The organism is Streptomyces sp. NPDC102467 (assembly GCF_044765445.1).
Lineage (GTDB): Bacteria > Actinomycetota > Actinomycetes > Streptomycetales > Streptomycetaceae > Streptomyces.
In genome coordinates, this window is the sequence record NZ_JBIWKA010000013.1 from 285,630 (window position 1) to 300,849 (window position 15,220).

General features: G+C 67.4%; 16 protein-coding genes and 2 pseudogenes. 13 read left to right on the plus strand and 5 right to left on the minus strand.

Annotation, left to right across the window (positions count from 1 at the left end; genetic code table 11):
* Nucleotides 1-98 precede the first annotated feature (98 nt).
* The 3 genes from ACIREE_RS27780 to ACIREE_RS27790 all read left to right on the plus strand — a co-directional run bounded on the left by ACIREE_RS27780 (nucleotide 99) and on the right by ACIREE_RS27790 (nucleotide 5,215).
* A complete protein-coding gene (locus tag ACIREE_RS27780; RefSeq protein ID WP_404157635.1) occupies nucleotides 99-1,220 on the plus strand; it encodes a lactonase family protein in 1,122 nt (373 codons plus the stop codon).
* Between the two features lie 495 nt (nucleotides 1,221-1,715).
* The gene (locus tag ACIREE_RS27785) at nucleotides 1,716-3,608 is read left to right on the plus strand and encodes a hypothetical protein (RefSeq protein ID WP_404157638.1); all 1,893 of its coding nucleotides are present in this window, start codon (nucleotides 1,716-1,718) and stop codon (nucleotides 3,606-3,608) included.
* 470 nt (nucleotides 3,609-4,078) lie between these two features.
* Nucleotides 4,079-5,215 (plus strand): PQQ-dependent sugar dehydrogenase, encoded by a 1,137-nt coding sequence (locus tag ACIREE_RS27790; RefSeq protein WP_404157640.1) that lies wholly within the window; start codon nucleotides 4,079-4,081, stop codon nucleotides 5,213-5,215.
* Nucleotides 5,216-5,607: 392 nt separating this feature from the next.
* Here ACIREE_RS27790 and ACIREE_RS27795 read toward each other — a convergent pair whose 3' ends face one another.
* Complete coding sequence (locus ACIREE_RS27795) at nucleotides 5,608-5,811, minus strand: ATP-binding protein (protein WP_404157697.1); 204 nt, start codon at nucleotides 5,809-5,811, stop codon at nucleotides 5,608-5,610.
* A gap of 159 nt (nucleotides 5,812-5,970) precedes the next feature.
* Nucleotides 5,971-6,594 carry a TetR/AcrR family transcriptional regulator gene (locus tag ACIREE_RS27800; RefSeq protein WP_404157643.1) on the minus strand — a complete coding sequence of 208 codons (624 nt, stop codon included), beginning with the start codon at nucleotides 6,592-6,594 and terminating at the stop codon, nucleotides 5,971-5,973.
* Nucleotides 6,595-6,707: 113 nt separating this feature from the next.
* On the opposite strand from ACIREE_RS27800, the gene ACIREE_RS27805 reads away from it, so the two are divergent.
* The 3 genes from ACIREE_RS27805 to ACIREE_RS27815 all read left to right on the plus strand — a co-directional run bounded on the left by ACIREE_RS27805 (nucleotide 6,708) and on the right by ACIREE_RS27815 (nucleotide 9,045).
* Entirely contained in the window at nucleotides 6,708-7,304 is a 597-nt protein-coding gene (locus ACIREE_RS27805; RefSeq protein ID WP_404157646.1) for an NADPH-dependent FMN reductase, read from the plus strand.
* Nucleotides 7,301-8,473: an erythromycin esterase family protein gene (locus ACIREE_RS27810; protein WP_404157649.1), complete on the plus strand. Its 1,173-nt coding sequence runs from the start codon at nucleotides 7,301-7,303 to the stop codon at nucleotides 8,471-8,473. The genes ACIREE_RS27805 and ACIREE_RS27810 overlap by 4 nt, the downstream gene beginning before the upstream one ends.
* A gap of 161 nt (nucleotides 8,474-8,634) precedes the next feature.
* Complete coding sequence (locus ACIREE_RS27815; RefSeq protein ID WP_404157651.1) at nucleotides 8,635-9,045, plus strand: VOC family protein; 411 nt, start codon at nucleotides 8,635-8,637, stop codon at nucleotides 9,043-9,045.
* Between the two features lie 394 nt (nucleotides 9,046-9,439).
* Here the strand turns inward: ACIREE_RS27815 and ACIREE_RS27820 are convergent, their stop codons facing one another.
* On the minus strand, nucleotides 9,440-9,580 hold the full coding sequence (locus tag ACIREE_RS27820; protein WP_404157653.1) for a hypothetical protein: 141 nt from the start codon (nucleotides 9,578-9,580) through the stop codon (nucleotides 9,440-9,442).
* 105 nt (nucleotides 9,581-9,685) lie between these two features.
* Between ACIREE_RS27820 and ACIREE_RS27825 the strand changes: the two genes are divergently transcribed.
* A complete protein-coding gene (locus tag ACIREE_RS27825; protein WP_404157655.1) occupies nucleotides 9,686-9,847 on the plus strand; it encodes a hypothetical protein in 162 nt (53 codons plus the stop codon).
* A 256-nt stretch (nucleotides 9,848-10,103) separates the two neighbouring features.
* Here ACIREE_RS27825 and ACIREE_RS27830 read toward each other — a convergent pair whose 3' ends face one another.
* Both ACIREE_RS27830 and ACIREE_RS27835 read right to left on the minus strand, forming a co-directional pair.
* Nucleotides 10,104-10,595 (minus strand): nucleotidyltransferase domain-containing protein, encoded by a 492-nt coding sequence (locus ACIREE_RS27830; protein ID WP_404157658.1) that lies wholly within the window; start codon nucleotides 10,593-10,595, stop codon nucleotides 10,104-10,106.
* A gap of 91 nt (nucleotides 10,596-10,686) precedes the next feature.
* Nucleotides 10,687-10,938: pseudogene (locus tag ACIREE_RS27835) on the minus strand (ATP-binding protein); the annotation flags it as partial.
* A gap of 687 nt (nucleotides 10,939-11,625) precedes the next feature.
* Between ACIREE_RS27835 and ACIREE_RS27840 the strand changes: the two are divergent.
* The 6 genes and pseudogenes from ACIREE_RS27840 to ACIREE_RS27865 form a co-directional block, all read left to right on the plus strand.
* Entirely contained in the window at nucleotides 11,626-12,183 is a 558-nt protein-coding gene (locus tag ACIREE_RS27840) for a type 1 glutamine amidotransferase domain-containing protein (protein ID WP_404157699.1), read from the plus strand.
* An 80-nt stretch (nucleotides 12,184-12,263) separates the two neighbouring features.
* Entirely contained in the window at nucleotides 12,264-13,457 is a 1,194-nt protein-coding gene (locus ACIREE_RS27845; RefSeq protein ID WP_404157661.1) for an alcohol dehydrogenase catalytic domain-containing protein, read from the plus strand.
* An 84-nt stretch (nucleotides 13,458-13,541) separates the two neighbouring features.
* On the plus strand, nucleotides 13,542-14,039 hold the full coding sequence (locus ACIREE_RS27850; RefSeq protein WP_404157663.1) for a transposase family protein: 498 nt from the start codon (nucleotides 13,542-13,544) through the stop codon (nucleotides 14,037-14,039).
* A 5-nt stretch (nucleotides 14,040-14,044) separates the two neighbouring features.
* Nucleotides 14,045-14,476 (plus strand): transposase family protein, encoded by a 432-nt coding sequence (locus ACIREE_RS27855; RefSeq protein WP_404157666.1) that lies wholly within the window; start codon nucleotides 14,045-14,047, stop codon nucleotides 14,474-14,476.
* A gap of 118 nt (nucleotides 14,477-14,594) precedes the next feature.
* Nucleotides 14,595-15,134 carry a winged helix-turn-helix domain-containing protein gene (locus tag ACIREE_RS27860; protein ID WP_404157669.1) on the plus strand — a complete coding sequence of 180 codons (540 nt, stop codon included), beginning with the start codon at nucleotides 14,595-14,597 and terminating at the stop codon, nucleotides 15,132-15,134.
* A pseudogene (locus tag ACIREE_RS27865) lies at nucleotides 15,059-15,220 on the plus strand (IS630 family transposase); the annotation flags it as partial. The gene ACIREE_RS27860 and the pseudogene ACIREE_RS27865, both read left to right, overlap by 76 nt.

Sequence of the window (15,220 nt, forward strand, 5' to 3'; positions counted from 1 at the left end):
CCCGGTACACCCAACCGCCCGCCCCTGGGGAGAGCAGGCCCCTGTCGTCACAGGGACCCTCCCGCAGAGCGATGCTGACAGCGGCCACGGCTTCGGTCGTGGCCACCACCGCACTTCTGCGCTTCGCACCCGCGGCCGCCGCCTCCCCGAACCGGGACGGGGACCTGCTCCACATCGGCACCTGGGGCCAGAATCAGGTGCATGCCGTCCGGTTCGACTCTGCCCGGGGCACCATGGCCCCTCTCGGGCCCGTGGTGGAGGTCAGCTCGAACTGGGTCACGGTGCACCCCACGCGCCCGGTGCTGTACGTCGCAGGCGGCGAGCAGGGCGGGATCATTCGCACCTTCCACATCAATGGCGCCTCGGGAGCGCTCAGCCAGACCGGCGAGCTCGTGACCCAGGCCGCCCCCGGCGGCAGCGGCGGACTGTCGTACATCGGCCTGAACACGGAGGCGGACACGCTGCTGGTCGCCGACTTCGCGACCGGCTCCGCCGTGACCCTTCCGGTCGGCCGCGACGGCCGGCTCGGTGCGGTGGCCTCCCGTGTGCAGGACACCGGTTCAGGGCCGAACCCGCGACAGGCCGGGCCGCATACGCACCACGTGGTCATCGATCCGAGCCGCGCGTTCGCTCTGGTCGCGGACTTCGGCGCTGACCGGGTGTTCGTCCATGACTATGACCGTGCTTCGCACCGCATGTCCGCCGAGACGCCCAGCGGCCCCCGTTCCTTCGCGACAGTGCCCGGTTCGGGCCCACGAAGGCTGGCCTTCCACCCGCGGGGACGGACGGTCTACCTGCTGAACGAACTCACGGCCGACCTCCAGGTCCTGCGGTGGGACTCCACAACCGGCGTACTGACTGCCCGTCAGCTTCTGACGACCAACGCACCGGGCCACACCGGAACCACGAGCGCCGCCGAACTGGCGATCAGCAGGGACGGTCGGCACGTCTACACCTCCAACCGCGGCGACAACGCCCTGGTCGTCTTCTCGGTCGCACCGGACACCGGGCTGCTCACCGAAAAGCAGCGGCTGCCCTGCGGCGGTGTCACCCCGTGGAGCTTCACGCTGCATCCCGGGGGCCGATGGATGTTCGTCGCGAACGAGGCGAGTAGTACGGTCAACCTCTTCCACGTGGACCCGGGCTCCGGGCGCCTGACGGACACGGGCGCCTCGGTGGACATCCCTCAACCTGACTGCATCACCGTTCGTGCCTCGTAGGACGCATCAGGACTTACGGCATCTGACCGCATGACTCCGCTCATCCTGCCCGGACAGGCAGGCTGAGCGGAGTCATGCCTCGTCGTGGAGCTTGTACGTGGAGCCAGGCCACAGGCAGGACAGGGCGATGGGCCGGTCACTTCCAGGCGTGCGCGGACGACGCAACTCTCCTCGCCTCACGTACTTCATGCGAACTGGATTGTTGGACAAAAAGCTCTGCGCTCATTCACGTGCAGCGCTGTGTGCGCTGAATCTTGCGTGATCCCTTGTGAGGGACCACCGCCGGTGTTACGTTCACGCCCACCTTGTTCGACAATCTCGATGGCGGACGCGTTCGGTACGCGAGCCGATCCCGTGGAAGCCGGGCATCCCACAGCTGACTGCGTCCCTCACACCGGCGGTGAAACCGCTGGTGACGCGGCGCGCGGGGTGATTCTCCCGAGCGGTTTCACCTCCGTCGTCAACCCCGTCGTAGAACGAAAGGACCGCACACCGATGTCACCTGAGATGAAGCGTCGAGCGTTCCTCGCGGCCGGAGCGGGTGTCGCCGGGGCCGCCTTGCTGCCCAGGCCGTTCGCCGTGGCGGCAGCGGCCTCCGGCAAGAAGGGAGTGATGCTGATGAACCGTATCGGTCCGTCCGCCTCCACCCTGTACCTCGCCGATGCTGACGGCTCCAACGAACGCGTGCTGCTGCAGAACGCCGCGTTCGATCACCATGCGGGCTTCTCCGCCGACGGCACCTGGGTGTACTTCACGTCGGAGCGGTCCGGAGATGGCCACTCATGCCTCTACCGCGCCAAGACCGACGGATCGGGCCTCCAGCCGCTGGTGGTGGACTCCGCGATGAACGACTGGGCCGTCCCGTCGCCGGACGGCGCCAAGGTGGCCTTCGTCTCCACGAGCGGGAATCACAAAACGCACGTCTGGCTGCTCGACCTTTCGACGAAGAGGCTGACCAACCTGACAGGCACCGCGGCACTCGCCGGGAACCCGGCCGGCCCGGACGGCCACTTCCGGCCTTCCTGGTCGCCCGACGGGCAGTGGATCGCCTTCTCCAGCGACCGCAACACCACATGGCGCGGGCACGGCAACGGCACCGGCTGGGAGCACACGCAGGAGCTGAGCATCTACATGGTCCGGCCGAACGGCACGGGCTTCCGCCGGGTCGCCACCCGAAGTGGCTACTGCCTCGGCTCACCGAAGTGGTCGCCCGACGGCTCCAGGATCGTCTTCTACGAGATCACCGTCGAAGGCACCTGGGGCGCGCACCGCCCGGAGGCCATCGGCACCGTGGAATCCCAGATCGTCTCCGTCGATGTGGCGACGGGTACACGTGTCGAGCACACCTCCGGCCCCGACCTGAAGGTGGCACCCCAGTATGTGAACGCGACGGAGATCGGCTACCTCGTCAAGGGAGGAGCCGACGAAGGGCTCGCCTACGCTTCGAGTACACGCCCGCCCGTCAAGCGATCTCTGCGCTCTCCGGTGTGGTCGCCGGACGGCAAGTCCGTGATCTACGAGAAGCTCGACTACACGACACGCACACTCGATGCACCACTGCACAGCTGGGACTCCGACTGGGACTACCGCTTCTGTGATGTGTTCCCCGCCCTGTCCAAGGACGGGCGCCTTGCGATCACTGACAAGCAAGTCGGTACGTCCTCAATCGTCACCATGCGCGCGGACGGCTCGGACCAGAAGGTCGTTTTCGACAGCGCCGACGCCGGCCTCGACCCTGCCATGGTCGCGAAGGGGCTGGCCGGCGCCTTCCGGCCGGCGTGGTCGCACGACGGCAACTGGATCGCGTTCGGAGTGGGCGGCTGGTTCCAGACCCGCGCAACGAGTGGGGCCGTACTCGTACGGGCGGCCGGCGACGGCTCGACCCACCAGGTACTCACGGACGGCACGGTCAACTGCGGCTTCCCCAGCTACTCGCAGGACGGCAGGCGGATCGTCTACCGCGTATGGGGCCAGGAGATGGGCCTGCGCATCCTCGACCTCGAGACCGGCGCGACGACTGTCCTGACCACGGAGTCCGACAACCTGCCCGACTGGTCCCGGGACGGCAAGCTCATCCTTTTCACCCGGAAGACGAGCCCGACCAACTTCGACGTATGCACGATCAAGCCTGACGGCAGCGGTCTGAAGGTCCTGACGAGCAGCGGTGCCAACGACGGCCACGCGGTCTGGAACTATGACGGCCGCATTCTGTACAGCAGCGGCATGTACGGCTTCCGTGAGGAGGCGGCACTGTACGACGACACCTTCCAGCCGTACGGCCAGATCTTCAGCATGAACGCGGACGGCTCCGACAAGAAGATGCTGACCGACAGCCAATGGGAGGACTCCATGCCTCTCTTCCTCACCCGGGATGTCCTGTCGAAGTGACCAACACGGCCACACATGAGTTCCGGCGGCCGATGCCCGGGTACTCCTCCTGAGCTTGTTCCTTACCCCCTGCCCCGGCCGGATCGTCACTTCTTGGAGTGCTTGCAGGGTGCGGGGCGGCCTTCCTCACGATGCTTGCTTCATGTGGGCGGTCGACTGAAACGTAGCCGTTGCCGCACGCCGAAACGTCCTCGTGTGAGGCGTGATCGTGAGTACCCATGCATTCGGGTCGTCGGCTGGACTTCCGCCGTGGATGCCATGCGCGCGGGAGCCGGGCAGTTCACGTCACGGGAAGGCGCCGGTACCAGACCCCACCTCCTTGGTCTATACCAACGGCTCGTGTCCCGGTAGTCTCAGCCGCGCCAGTGGTACGGCCTTCCCCTCACCCAGGTTGCGCACTGCGTGCGCCACGCGGGACGTCGCGTCCCGAGCAGCCGGGTGCCCCGCTCGCCGCCTCCAGGAGGATCACGGTGAAAGTACGCACGAGAAGCTCGGCCATGATCGCCACCGTCTGCCTGCTCGCCTCCCTCGCCCTGACCGCCGCATCCGCCGACGAACCCGCCGCCGGGCGCCAGGCGCCGGAGGTCGTCCTCACGAACGTGGCCACGGCGCAGAACCCGACCGCGGGCGCCGCCGGTCCCGGCGGAACGGTCTGGATCGCCGAACGGGCGGGAACAGTAAGGGTGTTGGGTGACCGAGGACTCGGTGCGCCCGTGCTCGACATCTCCGCCGAGACGACCGTCGACGGTGAACGGGGCCTGCTGGGCATCGCGTTCGACAAGAAGTTCGCGCACTTCTACATCTCGTTCACCGACCTCGAAGGCACCAGCACGATCGACGAGTTCGCCGTACGGCACGGCAAGATCCAGCCGAAGACACGACGCACCGTCCTCACGCAGACGCAGCCCTACAACAACCACAACGGTGGCGACATCAAGTTCGGCCCCGACGGCTACCTCTACATCGCCCTCGGCGACGGAGGCGCCGGAGGCGACCCGCACGGCAACGGACAGAACCTCGGCACGCTGCTGGGCAAACTCCTGCGCATCGACCCGCACCACGGCACTCCGTACGCGGTCCCGGCCGACAACCCCTTCGTGCACGAGCCGAACGCGAGGGGCGAGATCTGGGCGTACGGCCTGCGCAACCCGTGGCGGTTCTCCTTCGACGCCTACACCGGTGACCTTTACATCGGCGACGTGGGCCAGAGCGACTGGGAAGAGATCGACCGGGCCCCGGCGAGCAGCAACGGCGGGGAGAACTACGGCTGGTCCCAGATGGAGGGCACACACCCGTTCCGAGGCGGCACGGAGCCGGCGAACCACGTGCGCCCGGTCCACGAGTACGACCGTACGGGTCTTGGGTGTGCGGTGACCGGCGGCTACGTCTACCGCGGCGATGCCGTCCCGGCCCTCAGGGGCCAGTACCTGTTCAGCGACTCCTGCGACGGCACCGTGCGTTCCTTGAAATTGAAGAAGGGCAAGGTGACCGAAGTGAATGATCTCGGTGTCAACGGCGGCGAGGTCACCTCATTCGTCCAGGACCGTGACGGCGAGCTGTACGTGCTCGGTCTGGGCGGAAGCATCACTCGGCTCGACGCGGCGTAGCCGCAACGGATCGGCGGAGCCAGGTAAGCGGGCTCCGCCCAACCACGTCCCGGTACAGCACGACGAGGTGACCGGCAGGACGATGTGCTGGGAGCCCATCGGCCAGTCTTCCTTCGCGAGGTCTTTTGTCGCGTCGGATAAGGAGATGCCATCCGACGCGATCACCCGTGCCGCTACCGTTCCGGCCATGAGCACGGAATCCCGCCCGCGCTTCTCCGTCCGCGCCGGCCTCGCCGCTGCGCCCGAGGACGACGGGCCTTCGAGGACGTACCCGAGCACCCGCTCACCCCGCTCCGGACGTGGGTCAAAGATGCGCTGCACTTCGACGCGGTCCGGCCGAAGGAAGACCCGGCCCGTACCCTCTGCCTGCGGCTGCGGGTCAGGATTGCCGGTCAGAGTCTGGCGGCCCGCTCGGCGCGGGCTTTGGTCTGGGCGAGACGGCAGGAGTCCGTGCCGGTTTCGATGATGGCCGCGTCGAAGGTCAGACGGTCGACGATGGCCGTGCAACGCCGCGGATCCGTGAACGTCTTCGTCCATCCGCCAAGACTCTCGTGGGACGCGATGGCGACGTCTCGATTCCAGTGGGCCCGCCCGATGACATAGGAGACCTCCCGCTCGGATGGCGCCCCGGCCGCCCCATGCACTGCTGACGGTCATCCGCGCCGGGTGGCCTTCAGCCGCTCGTCGAGAGTGCAGTTGTCAGCGGTGGGTACGGCCACCGGCCGCCCTGGGATCCTCGGCAGGAGAGGCCAAGGTCAGCGCTGATATCCGTGCAGGAAAACGCGGACGCCCGCGGTGACCATCGCGGTGCACTCCTTTCTGTCGCGGAGGGTGGCGGGGTCGGTCAGGTTCTCTGCGGAGATCAGCATCATCAGATGCCCGGCGGCGCGCGCCGGATCGTCCAGGTCCAGCAGGTCGCGGTCGGCGAGCCGGCGTAGTCGGTCGGCCAGTTCACGGCGTACCCGGCCCGGCCCCATCTCCCGCCAAGCGGCCAGCGTCTTGGCGGGGATGTGGTCGGCCTCGGCGTTGATCTGGCGGACCAGTGCGAAGTGCACGGCCAGGTCGGAGGTGAGGATGTCCAGCCAGGCCAGGCCCAGCCCGACCAGGTCCTCCTCCAGGTCCACGATCTTTCCGAGGTTGCGCTCGATCGCGTCGGTCATCGCGTCGGCGACCCGCTGGGAGCTTTCCTGAATGACGGTGTGGAACAGCTCGGCCTTGTCCGCGAAGTGGTTGTAGATGGTCCGGTTGGACACCCCGGCCCGGGCGGCGATCGCGTCCAGGCCCGCGCGCGTGTAGCCGTCCCGCGCGAAGAGCGTGAGCGCGCCCTCGATGATCGCCCTGCGCTTGTCCGGCTGCCCGCCGGTCCTCTTGCCTGCCATGTAGGCCGACCCTAGTCCATTCACACCGACCGTTGCATTTATTACACCGTTCGATGTAACGTCTACACCGAGCGGTGCAATACCGTTCGACGCCGCAACGGAGGTCACCAACCATGAGCACCATCGGAATCGTCGTCGGCAGCACTCGCCCTGGCCGCCGTGGCCGGCTCGTTGCCGAATGGATCGCCCGGGCCGCCGAACAGCACCGCCCGGACGACGAGTTCGAGATCGTCGATCTGGCCGACTACGCGCTGCCGCTGCTGGACGAGCCTCTCCCGGCCATGTCCGGCCGGTACGACAAGGACCACACCGCGCGCTGGTCCGAGGCCGTCGCCCGCTTCGAAGGCTTCGTCTTCGTCACCCCCGAGTACAACCACTCCATCCCCGGCGTCCTCAAGAACGCCCTGGACTTCCTGTACCGCGAATGGGGTGACAAGGCCGCAGGCATCGTCAGCTACGGCGTGCACGGCGGCAGCCGCGCCGCCGAGCATCTGCGCCTGGTCCTGGCCGAGCTGCGCGTGGCCACCGTCCGCTCGCAGGTACTGCTGTCGGTGTTCGATGAGTTCAAGCAGGCCGATCCAGCCGATCCAGCCGGACCGGTCCTCCTCACCCCTGGCCCCCGCCAGGACAAGGCGCTGGCCGCACTCCTTGACGAGGTCATCACCTGGTCCGAGGCCCTGCGCCCGGTCCGCGACGGAGTTCTGGCATGAACCCTCACGGCACCGCCACCCCGACGGCCGGTCACGCCACCCTCCCGGACGCCGAGCTCGACCGGCTCGCCGCCGCTCTTGCCCGGGGAGCGGACGTCGCCGGGATCGGGGAATCCACCCGCTTCGCCCATCAGACCTTCGACCTGCGCGACCGGCTCACCCGCCGCCTGATCGAGCAGTACGGCTTCCGGTCGCTGGCCGTGCAGGATAGCGCCGACGCCGCTGCCGCATGGGACTCGTACGCCGGCGGCGGCGCCGGATCGGCCGAGGCCGCACTGGACGCCGCCTGGCGTCCCTGGCGCACCGCCGAAACGGCCGGCGCGCTGCGCTGGATCCGTGCGTTCAACCTCCGCCATCCGGACGACCCCGTGCGGATCTTCGGCGTCAAGCCTCGTCAGGCCCAACCGGCCGACTACGACGCCGTCCTGGACCATCTCCGCGCCTCTGTCCCCGACCGATGGGCGGAGGCAGCCTCCCACCTGGAGCCGATCCGCACCGCCCACACCGTCGACGAGCACGTCCAGCGTGCCCGGGGCCTGCACCCCGGCCGTCCCTTCGCCGACCACGCCCGTGACGCCCTCGCCCTGGTGGAGACGCTGCCCGACCGCGGCGGCGCCGCCGGGGAACGGATGCGGCTGATCGCCGACTTCCACCGCCGCAGCGTCGCCGGCCGCGGCAACTACGCCGGAGAAGCCGGTATCTGGGCCGAGTCGATCATCGAGCACCGGCGCCGCATCGGACACCGGATCGCCTACTGGGACAGCATCGCCCACACCGCGGCGACACCGGCCACCCTGGGCCTGGCACCCGAGCGCGGAGCACAGACCACCGTCGGCAGTGTGCTGCGCGAGCACTTCCAGGCGGGCTACACGTCGGCCGCGATCGGTTTCCACCACGGGGAGCTCGGAGCCGTCGCCGTCCCCGAGCCGGACCCGTCCTGGATCGATGCGCAGATCACCGATCCGGACCGGCCCGCCCACTGGCTGGATCTGAGGGACGACCGGCAGCGCCGTTGCCGACAGGGGCCCGCAACAGCCCGCGTCATCAGCGGCGTCTACGACCCCGCCCGCGACGCCGCCGAACACCTCGCAGTCGATTCCCTGCCCGATGCGTTCGACCTACTGATCCAGGTACGCCGGGTCACCCTCGTGAGCACGCTTGCTTCCTAGGACGTGTAAAGACGAGCCATGACCTTTGAGCCCTCGGTAACCACCACGGGGACCAGCGGCCGATGGCGCACCGACACTTGATCTTCAAGCTCGCTGCTGTCCAAGCCCGCGAACACAGGGACTGGTTCACGCCAGGCCCCCTCCCATGACGAGGTAGAACAATGCCGGCTGACGCCACAGCTCACATCCGCATAGCCCGACCCTCACGCGACCTCCGAGCAGCTGAACGCTTCTGGGCCTCCGGCCTCGGCCTCGACGTCCTATACCAGCATGCGGCGGACGGCACCCCGGGCCAAAGTTCGCTTCTGATGGTCGGCTGGCCCGACGCCGGCTGGCATCTCGAACTCGTTCACGACCCTGCCGCTCCCCTAAAACCGCAGCCAACCACCGAGGACCTACTGGTCATCTACCTCGGTGAACCAGTTCCCAACTCCCTGACGGAACGCCTCGAGCAGCACGGCGGGAAGCGAGTACCCGCTCACAACTCGTACTGGGACGCCTGGGGCATAACGTTTCAGGACCCCGACGGCTACCTGCTGGTGCTGTCCACTCGGGCCTGGGCGAACTCGTAGTTGCTCACAAACGCACCAGCCACCGCCACTTGTTAACAGTGGCAGGCAGGATGTCCGTCCCCAGCGATTGTGGAATTTTCGTCGACCTCGCGGGCGACGTTCGAAACCACTTAATATACTTCGTGCGTGGTGGACTGACTCATGGAAACTTCTCCTTCTGGGTCGGTCCTGGCGAGGCGTGAGATGTTGTTCGTTTATCTTGCTCTGTGTGCGTTGCTGAATCCGCCGGGTAAGAAGCAGCCGAAACTCGGGGCTCTGTTCGTCTTTTTGGGGGCGGCAGTATTCGGCGTCGCCGTTTATGCGCTGTCGCTCTGAGCGAGCGGCCGCAGTGCACAGAGCGACAGCCGCCGGGCAGCTCGGCAGCGGTCGAAGTGGTGAAGCGGGGGCACGCTGGCTACGTCGGGCCCGCGTTCCCGGAACGGTGGGCCTCCGTCAGCGCGTCCCGCCAGCGCACCGCGTACGGTTCCTTGCCTTTGCGCCGGCGGTGCGGGATGGGTGGTCCGGTGCCTTGGTAGCCGCAGGCGGCGATGGTCATCGTTGTGTCGACGGCGGTCTTGGCTGTGAATGTGCGGGGTGGTAGCAGCGGTATGTGAACCGTTCCGGCTTCGGTAGAGACTCGATTCTGTGAAAGGATTGAGTCATGGCACGTCCCTCCTCCTATCCCGTTGAGCCGCGCAAACGAGCGGTCCGTATGGTCGCCGAGGTCCGTGGTGACTATCCGAACGAGTCGGCCGCGCTGCGGACGGTCGCCCAGAAACTAATAGGACTCGCGGTCGCCCAGAAACTAATAGGACTCCGTTAGGTCTTGAGCGCGGGCTCTACCAGGCGACGCCCACGTCACCGGCGCAGAGCCTGATCGTGGAAGTCGCAGAATCAGGTCCGGGTGCCGACGCGAAGCGGGCCGCGTGGCTTTGTCGATGACTACGAACAGCACCCGTCGATGAGTTCTGACAGCGGTTTCTGCTTCGTAAGTCCGGGAATTTCGGTGAGTTTTGACACCGCCTCGGGTTGCGGGGGGGGGCCTTCCTGGATGGGGGGTCTCGACCCGCCGGGGCGGGTCAGAAGTGTGTGGCGATCCCGAAGACGCGACGGATTTCTGCCATGTCGTGCCGATCCCGTTCCGATGGTTTGTATCCCTGGTGGAAGTAGACCTGCTGCTCGGCGGACAGGCATGGGACAGGCGTCCCCTGGATGGTGCCCGTCACGAAACACGCGGAGGGGTAAGTGAAGGGATGTTGTGGTTCGGGTGACGCCTGCACTGCTGAGCCGTCATCAGCGAAGACCAGCGGATGAAGATCAATTTCCCGCCCGTCCGGAGCCGTCGCGACGAATCGGATGGGCCTCCAGTTCAGACTCTCCGCGAAACCCGCCGCGGAGAGGGCCGTCAGCACAGCAGCTTCCTGGTCCTGGCGGTGCATCAAGTCCAGGTCGCGGTGATCTCGGGTCTGCTCGCCGATCAGCGCGTCGATCCCCCATCCTCCGCCGATCCAGACATCCACCTCCGCTTGCCGCAACAGGGCCAGGACGAACAACACGTCATCAGCTGTCATCACCCGACGCAGGCTAGAAGCGCCGGCCCCGGGCCGCGAACGATTTCCCTCGGATGAGACAAGGACAGGCGAGGAGGGGCCGCCGCGATCGTCAGTGAGTGGCCTGTTCGGTCCTGGCCCGGGTCTGGGCGAGGCGGAAGGAGTCTGTGCCGGTCTCGATGATGTTCCCGCCGAAGGTGAGACGGTCGACGATGGCCGCGCAGAGCCGGGGACCGGTGAACGTTTTCGTCCACCCTCCAAAGCTCTCGTTCGAGGCGATGGCGACACTGTTCTTTTCCTCCCTTTCGGTCAAAACCTGGAAGAGGAGTTCAGCTCCGCGTTTGTCGGGTTCCATGTAACCGAGTCGTCGTGGAGAAGCAGCCCGCGTAGAGCAGGTTCTGCCCGCGGGGCGGCGTGGATCAGCCCAGTGGCCATAAGCCAGGCCGTAGACGATCGTCATCAATACTCTGCCCCGGTACTTGGCCTCGACGGCGGCGGGCGCAGGCCCAGCCGGGAGGCACGCACGGCGGCCGTGTACCCGCCGGACTCGCGCCAGTACGACGAGGTCGAAGTGCCCGTGGGCATCGTGCCTTGCGATGTGCGACGACGGGCCGACGGCCGAGTGACCGGTAGTGGTTTGGCGTGGGCCGGGCATGCCTCAGCGCCTGCCGGGTTTCCGGCGCGTCACCGGCCATGCATGGTGATTTGACCCTTTTGACATGCCTTGCGGGGGTGGGACAGTGGGAGTGGTGAGGCCTTTTCGTGCGGCACTCCGTCCACGGTGATGTGCCCACCCGACCGGGGGACGGGCCAGGCCGACGTCAAGGCGTACAACCGGCAGCTGCGCGGGTTGATCGAGCAGGGCAAGGCCAAGCTGTCCTGGATCGTCTCCCAGGAGCTGTCGCTGGACCAGGCGCCGCAGGCCTACCAGCACCTTCGGCCACCGAGAGGACGGCTGGACCAAGGTCCTCCTCCACCTCGACGGCAGCTGAGCGGCGGCAGAACGGACCCGAACCGGTTCCCCGCCGACCACCGGAAGGAACCACGCACCATGACCAACGAACTGCACGGCAGGAAGGTCGCAATCCTGGCCACGGACGGCGTTGAGCGCGTCGAGCTCGAAGAGCCTCTCGGCGCGCTGCTGGGCGCTGGAGCGCAGGCTGAACTCCTGTCCCTCCACACCGGCGAGATCAACGCGCGCCAGATGGACATCGACCCGGCCGGGACTTTTACCGTGGACAAGAAGGTCGCTGACGCCCGTGTGGGTGACTACGACGCACTCCTACTGCCCGGCGGCACCATGAACCCCGACCAGCTGCGCACCGACCCCGACGCCGTCGCCTTCGTGCGGGAGTTCGTGGAGACCGGGAAGCCCGTTGCCACCATCTGCCACGGACCCTGGACCCTGGCAGAGGCTGACGTGCTGCACGGTCGCCGCCTCACCTCTTGGCCCAGCATTCGGACTGACCTGCGCAACGCCGGCGCCGAGGTCGTCGACGAGGAGGTCGTGATCGACCGCCAGCTGATCTCCAGCCGCGGCCCGCAGGACCTCCCCGCCTTCTGCAAGGCGATCGTCGAACGCTTCGCCAACGCACCGCAACCCGCCTGATCGGGAGAAGTCGCAAGCCACCGAAATGACATCCGGCACTCCTACGGCCGAGGCCCCGTGGATCAGCAGAGGAGATCGTCATGGCAAGCAGCAACCGCGCCGTCACCTTCCAGAACCCGAAAGACATGCGAGTTGAGTCCCTGGACTTCCCGAAGCTTCAGATGCCGAACGGGAATAAGGCCCCGCACGGAGTCATCCTCAGGATCGTCGCCACCAACATCTGCGGGAGCGACCTGCACATCTACCGCGGGTCCTTCCCGGTGCCCCAGGGCATGGTGATGGGGCACGAGATGACCGGTGAGGTCATCGAGGTCGGCCCCGACGTCGAGTTCCTCAGTGAGGGCGACCTCGTCTCCGTCCCGTTCAACGTCGCCTGCGGCCGATGCCGCAACTGCAGGGCGCGCCGGACCGACGTCTGCGAGACCACAAACCCCAAGGTGTCCTGCGGAGCGTACGGCTTCAACCTGGGCGACTGGACCGGCGGCCAGGCCGAGTACCTGTTCGTCCCGTACGCCGACTTCCAGCTCCTGCGCTTCCCGGACAGGGACCAGGCCATGGCGAAGATCCGTGACCTGGCGCTGCTCTCGGACATCCTGCCCACCGCGTTCCACGGTCTCATGGAGGCCGGTGCCAAGCCGGGCTCGACCGTGTACCTCGCCGGCGCCGGCCCGGTCGGCCGCTGCGGCGCAGCAGCGGCGCGCCTCCTCGGGGCGTCCTGCATCATCGTCGGCGACTACCACAAGGACCGCCTGGAGCTGATGAAGAAGAACGGCTGCGAGACGATCGATCTGAGCCAGGACGCAGCGCTCACCGACCAGATCGAGGCCATCCTGGGCGAACCCATGGTCGACTGCGCCGTCGACTACGTCGGCGCCGAGGCACACGGCATCGGCCGCGAGGCCGAGGACATGGACCCGGCCTACGCCATCAACCAGGTGATCGACGCCACCCGCGCGGGCGGAGCCACCGGAGTCATCGGCGTCTACGGCGCCGACCCGCTCGCGAAGTCGAAGGCCGAGCAAGAGGGAACGTACCCGATCGACTTCGGCAAGGTTTGGATCAAGTCGCCGCGGATCGCCGCCGGGCAGGCACCGATCATGCACTACAACCGCGAGCTGATGATGGCGATCCTGTGGGACCGCATGCCCTACCTGAGCGCGATGCTCAACACGAAGGTGATCAGCCTCGACGACGCCCCCGACGCCTACGCGACCTTCGACACGGGAGTGTCCGAGAAGTTCATCATCGACCCCCACGGCCTCATTCCCGCCTGAGGCCCGCGATCCGAGAAACGCCTAACGAGTTCGTGCATGGTTGGCGGTGGCGCGTCGGGACCTTGATCGTTGATCATGGGCTGTGTGGTGGGGAACCGAGCGCGTGCGGCAATCATCCGGAGCCAGCGGATTACCGGACTGACACCCGAGGTGATCGCTGAACTCGTCGCCGAGGTCGGGCCGTTGTGGCATGAGCGCCACCAGACGGGACTGGCCTCACGGCCACGTCGCCGGGCCGTGGGCGCCGGAGCGAAACATAAACTGGTTTTTGTGGACCGGCTGTTGGCCACGCTGGTCAGTCTCCGTCACGGTGTGACGCATGACGTGCTGGCCTGCTGGTTCGGCGTCGACCGCTCCACCATCACACGTGCGATCGGTGAAGTGCGGCCCTTGCTTGCCGAGCGGGGCTGCACCGTCGCGCCTGGCCTTCGGCTGCGCACGCTCGCTGAAGTCATCGGGCACCTCGGTGCCGACGGACAGACCGGGATCTTCGACGGCACCGAGGCCCGGATGCGGCGGCCGGCCGCCGGACGCAAGGACCGGGAGAAGTTCATCTCCGGCAAGAACAGCAGAACGCGGTGAAGTCGATGGTTGTCACGGACTCCGCAGGGCGGCTGCCGTTCTGCAGCCCGGCCGAGCCTGCCAGCTGCGCGGACATCACCCACGCTCGGAAGTTGGGCCTGGTCAAGCTCCTGGCCAACGGGCCGGCCGTGGAGGTACTCGCCGACGCCGGCTACCAGGGACTGGGTGCCCAGACGGGAGGTCGTGTGGTGACACCACCGCACCGCAAATTCAAGAAGAACCCGCCCGAATGGTACGAGGAGATGCACGCGCGCCAGCGCAAAGCCCACTCCTCACGCCGTATTCGAGTCGAGCACGGCATCGGCCACCTCAAGAACCGGCGGGCTCTCGCCCGCCACCACGGCCGACGCGAGCACATGAGCGACATCGTCCAAGCCGTCGCCGGACTGCTCTCTCACCAGCAGACCGCCACGATGCACGGCGGTGCGCGAATGTGAACACGGCGGTGAATCCACGGGCTCCGACGCGCCACCGCCAACCATGCACGACTCGTTACTGAGGTTTTCGGTGTGGGGTCGGGGTGACGGCGGATGATCCCTGCGGTACACCGCCGGTATGCGCTACGCACAAGGGGGTGGCCTGACCGCCGAGCGGCGCCGGGCCCGGGAGCAGCTGCGCCGCCAGGCCGCCGAGCGGTTCGCCCGCGGCGAGAAGAACTCGCTGATCGCGAGGGGTCTGCGGGTCACCGAGCGGTCGGTGGAACGCTGGCGCCGCGCCTGGCGCGAGGGCGGAGCCGAAGGGCTGACCTCGCGAGGCTCGCCGGGACGGCCCAAGCTCACCGACGCCCAGTTCGCCGTGTTGGAACAGGAGCTGGCCAGGGGCCCGGTCGCCCATGGATGGAAGGACCAGCGGTGGACCCTGGAGAGGGTCAAGACCGTCATCGGCCGCCGCTTTCACGTGACCGTCTCGGTCGCCGCAGTGTGGCGGCTGCTCAAGAGCCACGGCTGGTCATGGCAGGCGCCGGCGAGGCGGGCGCTGGAGCGGAACGAGGACGCGGTGATGCTCTGGAAGAAGCAGGTGTGGCCGGAGGTGGAAGCATCGCGGCGGCGCTCGGGGTCTGGATCGTCTTCGAGGACGAGGCCGGTTTCTCGATGACGCCGCCCCGCGCCCGCACCTGGGGCCGCCGGGGCCACACACCAGTCATCCGGGTCCGCGGCCGCTCCTGGCGACGCCTGTCGATC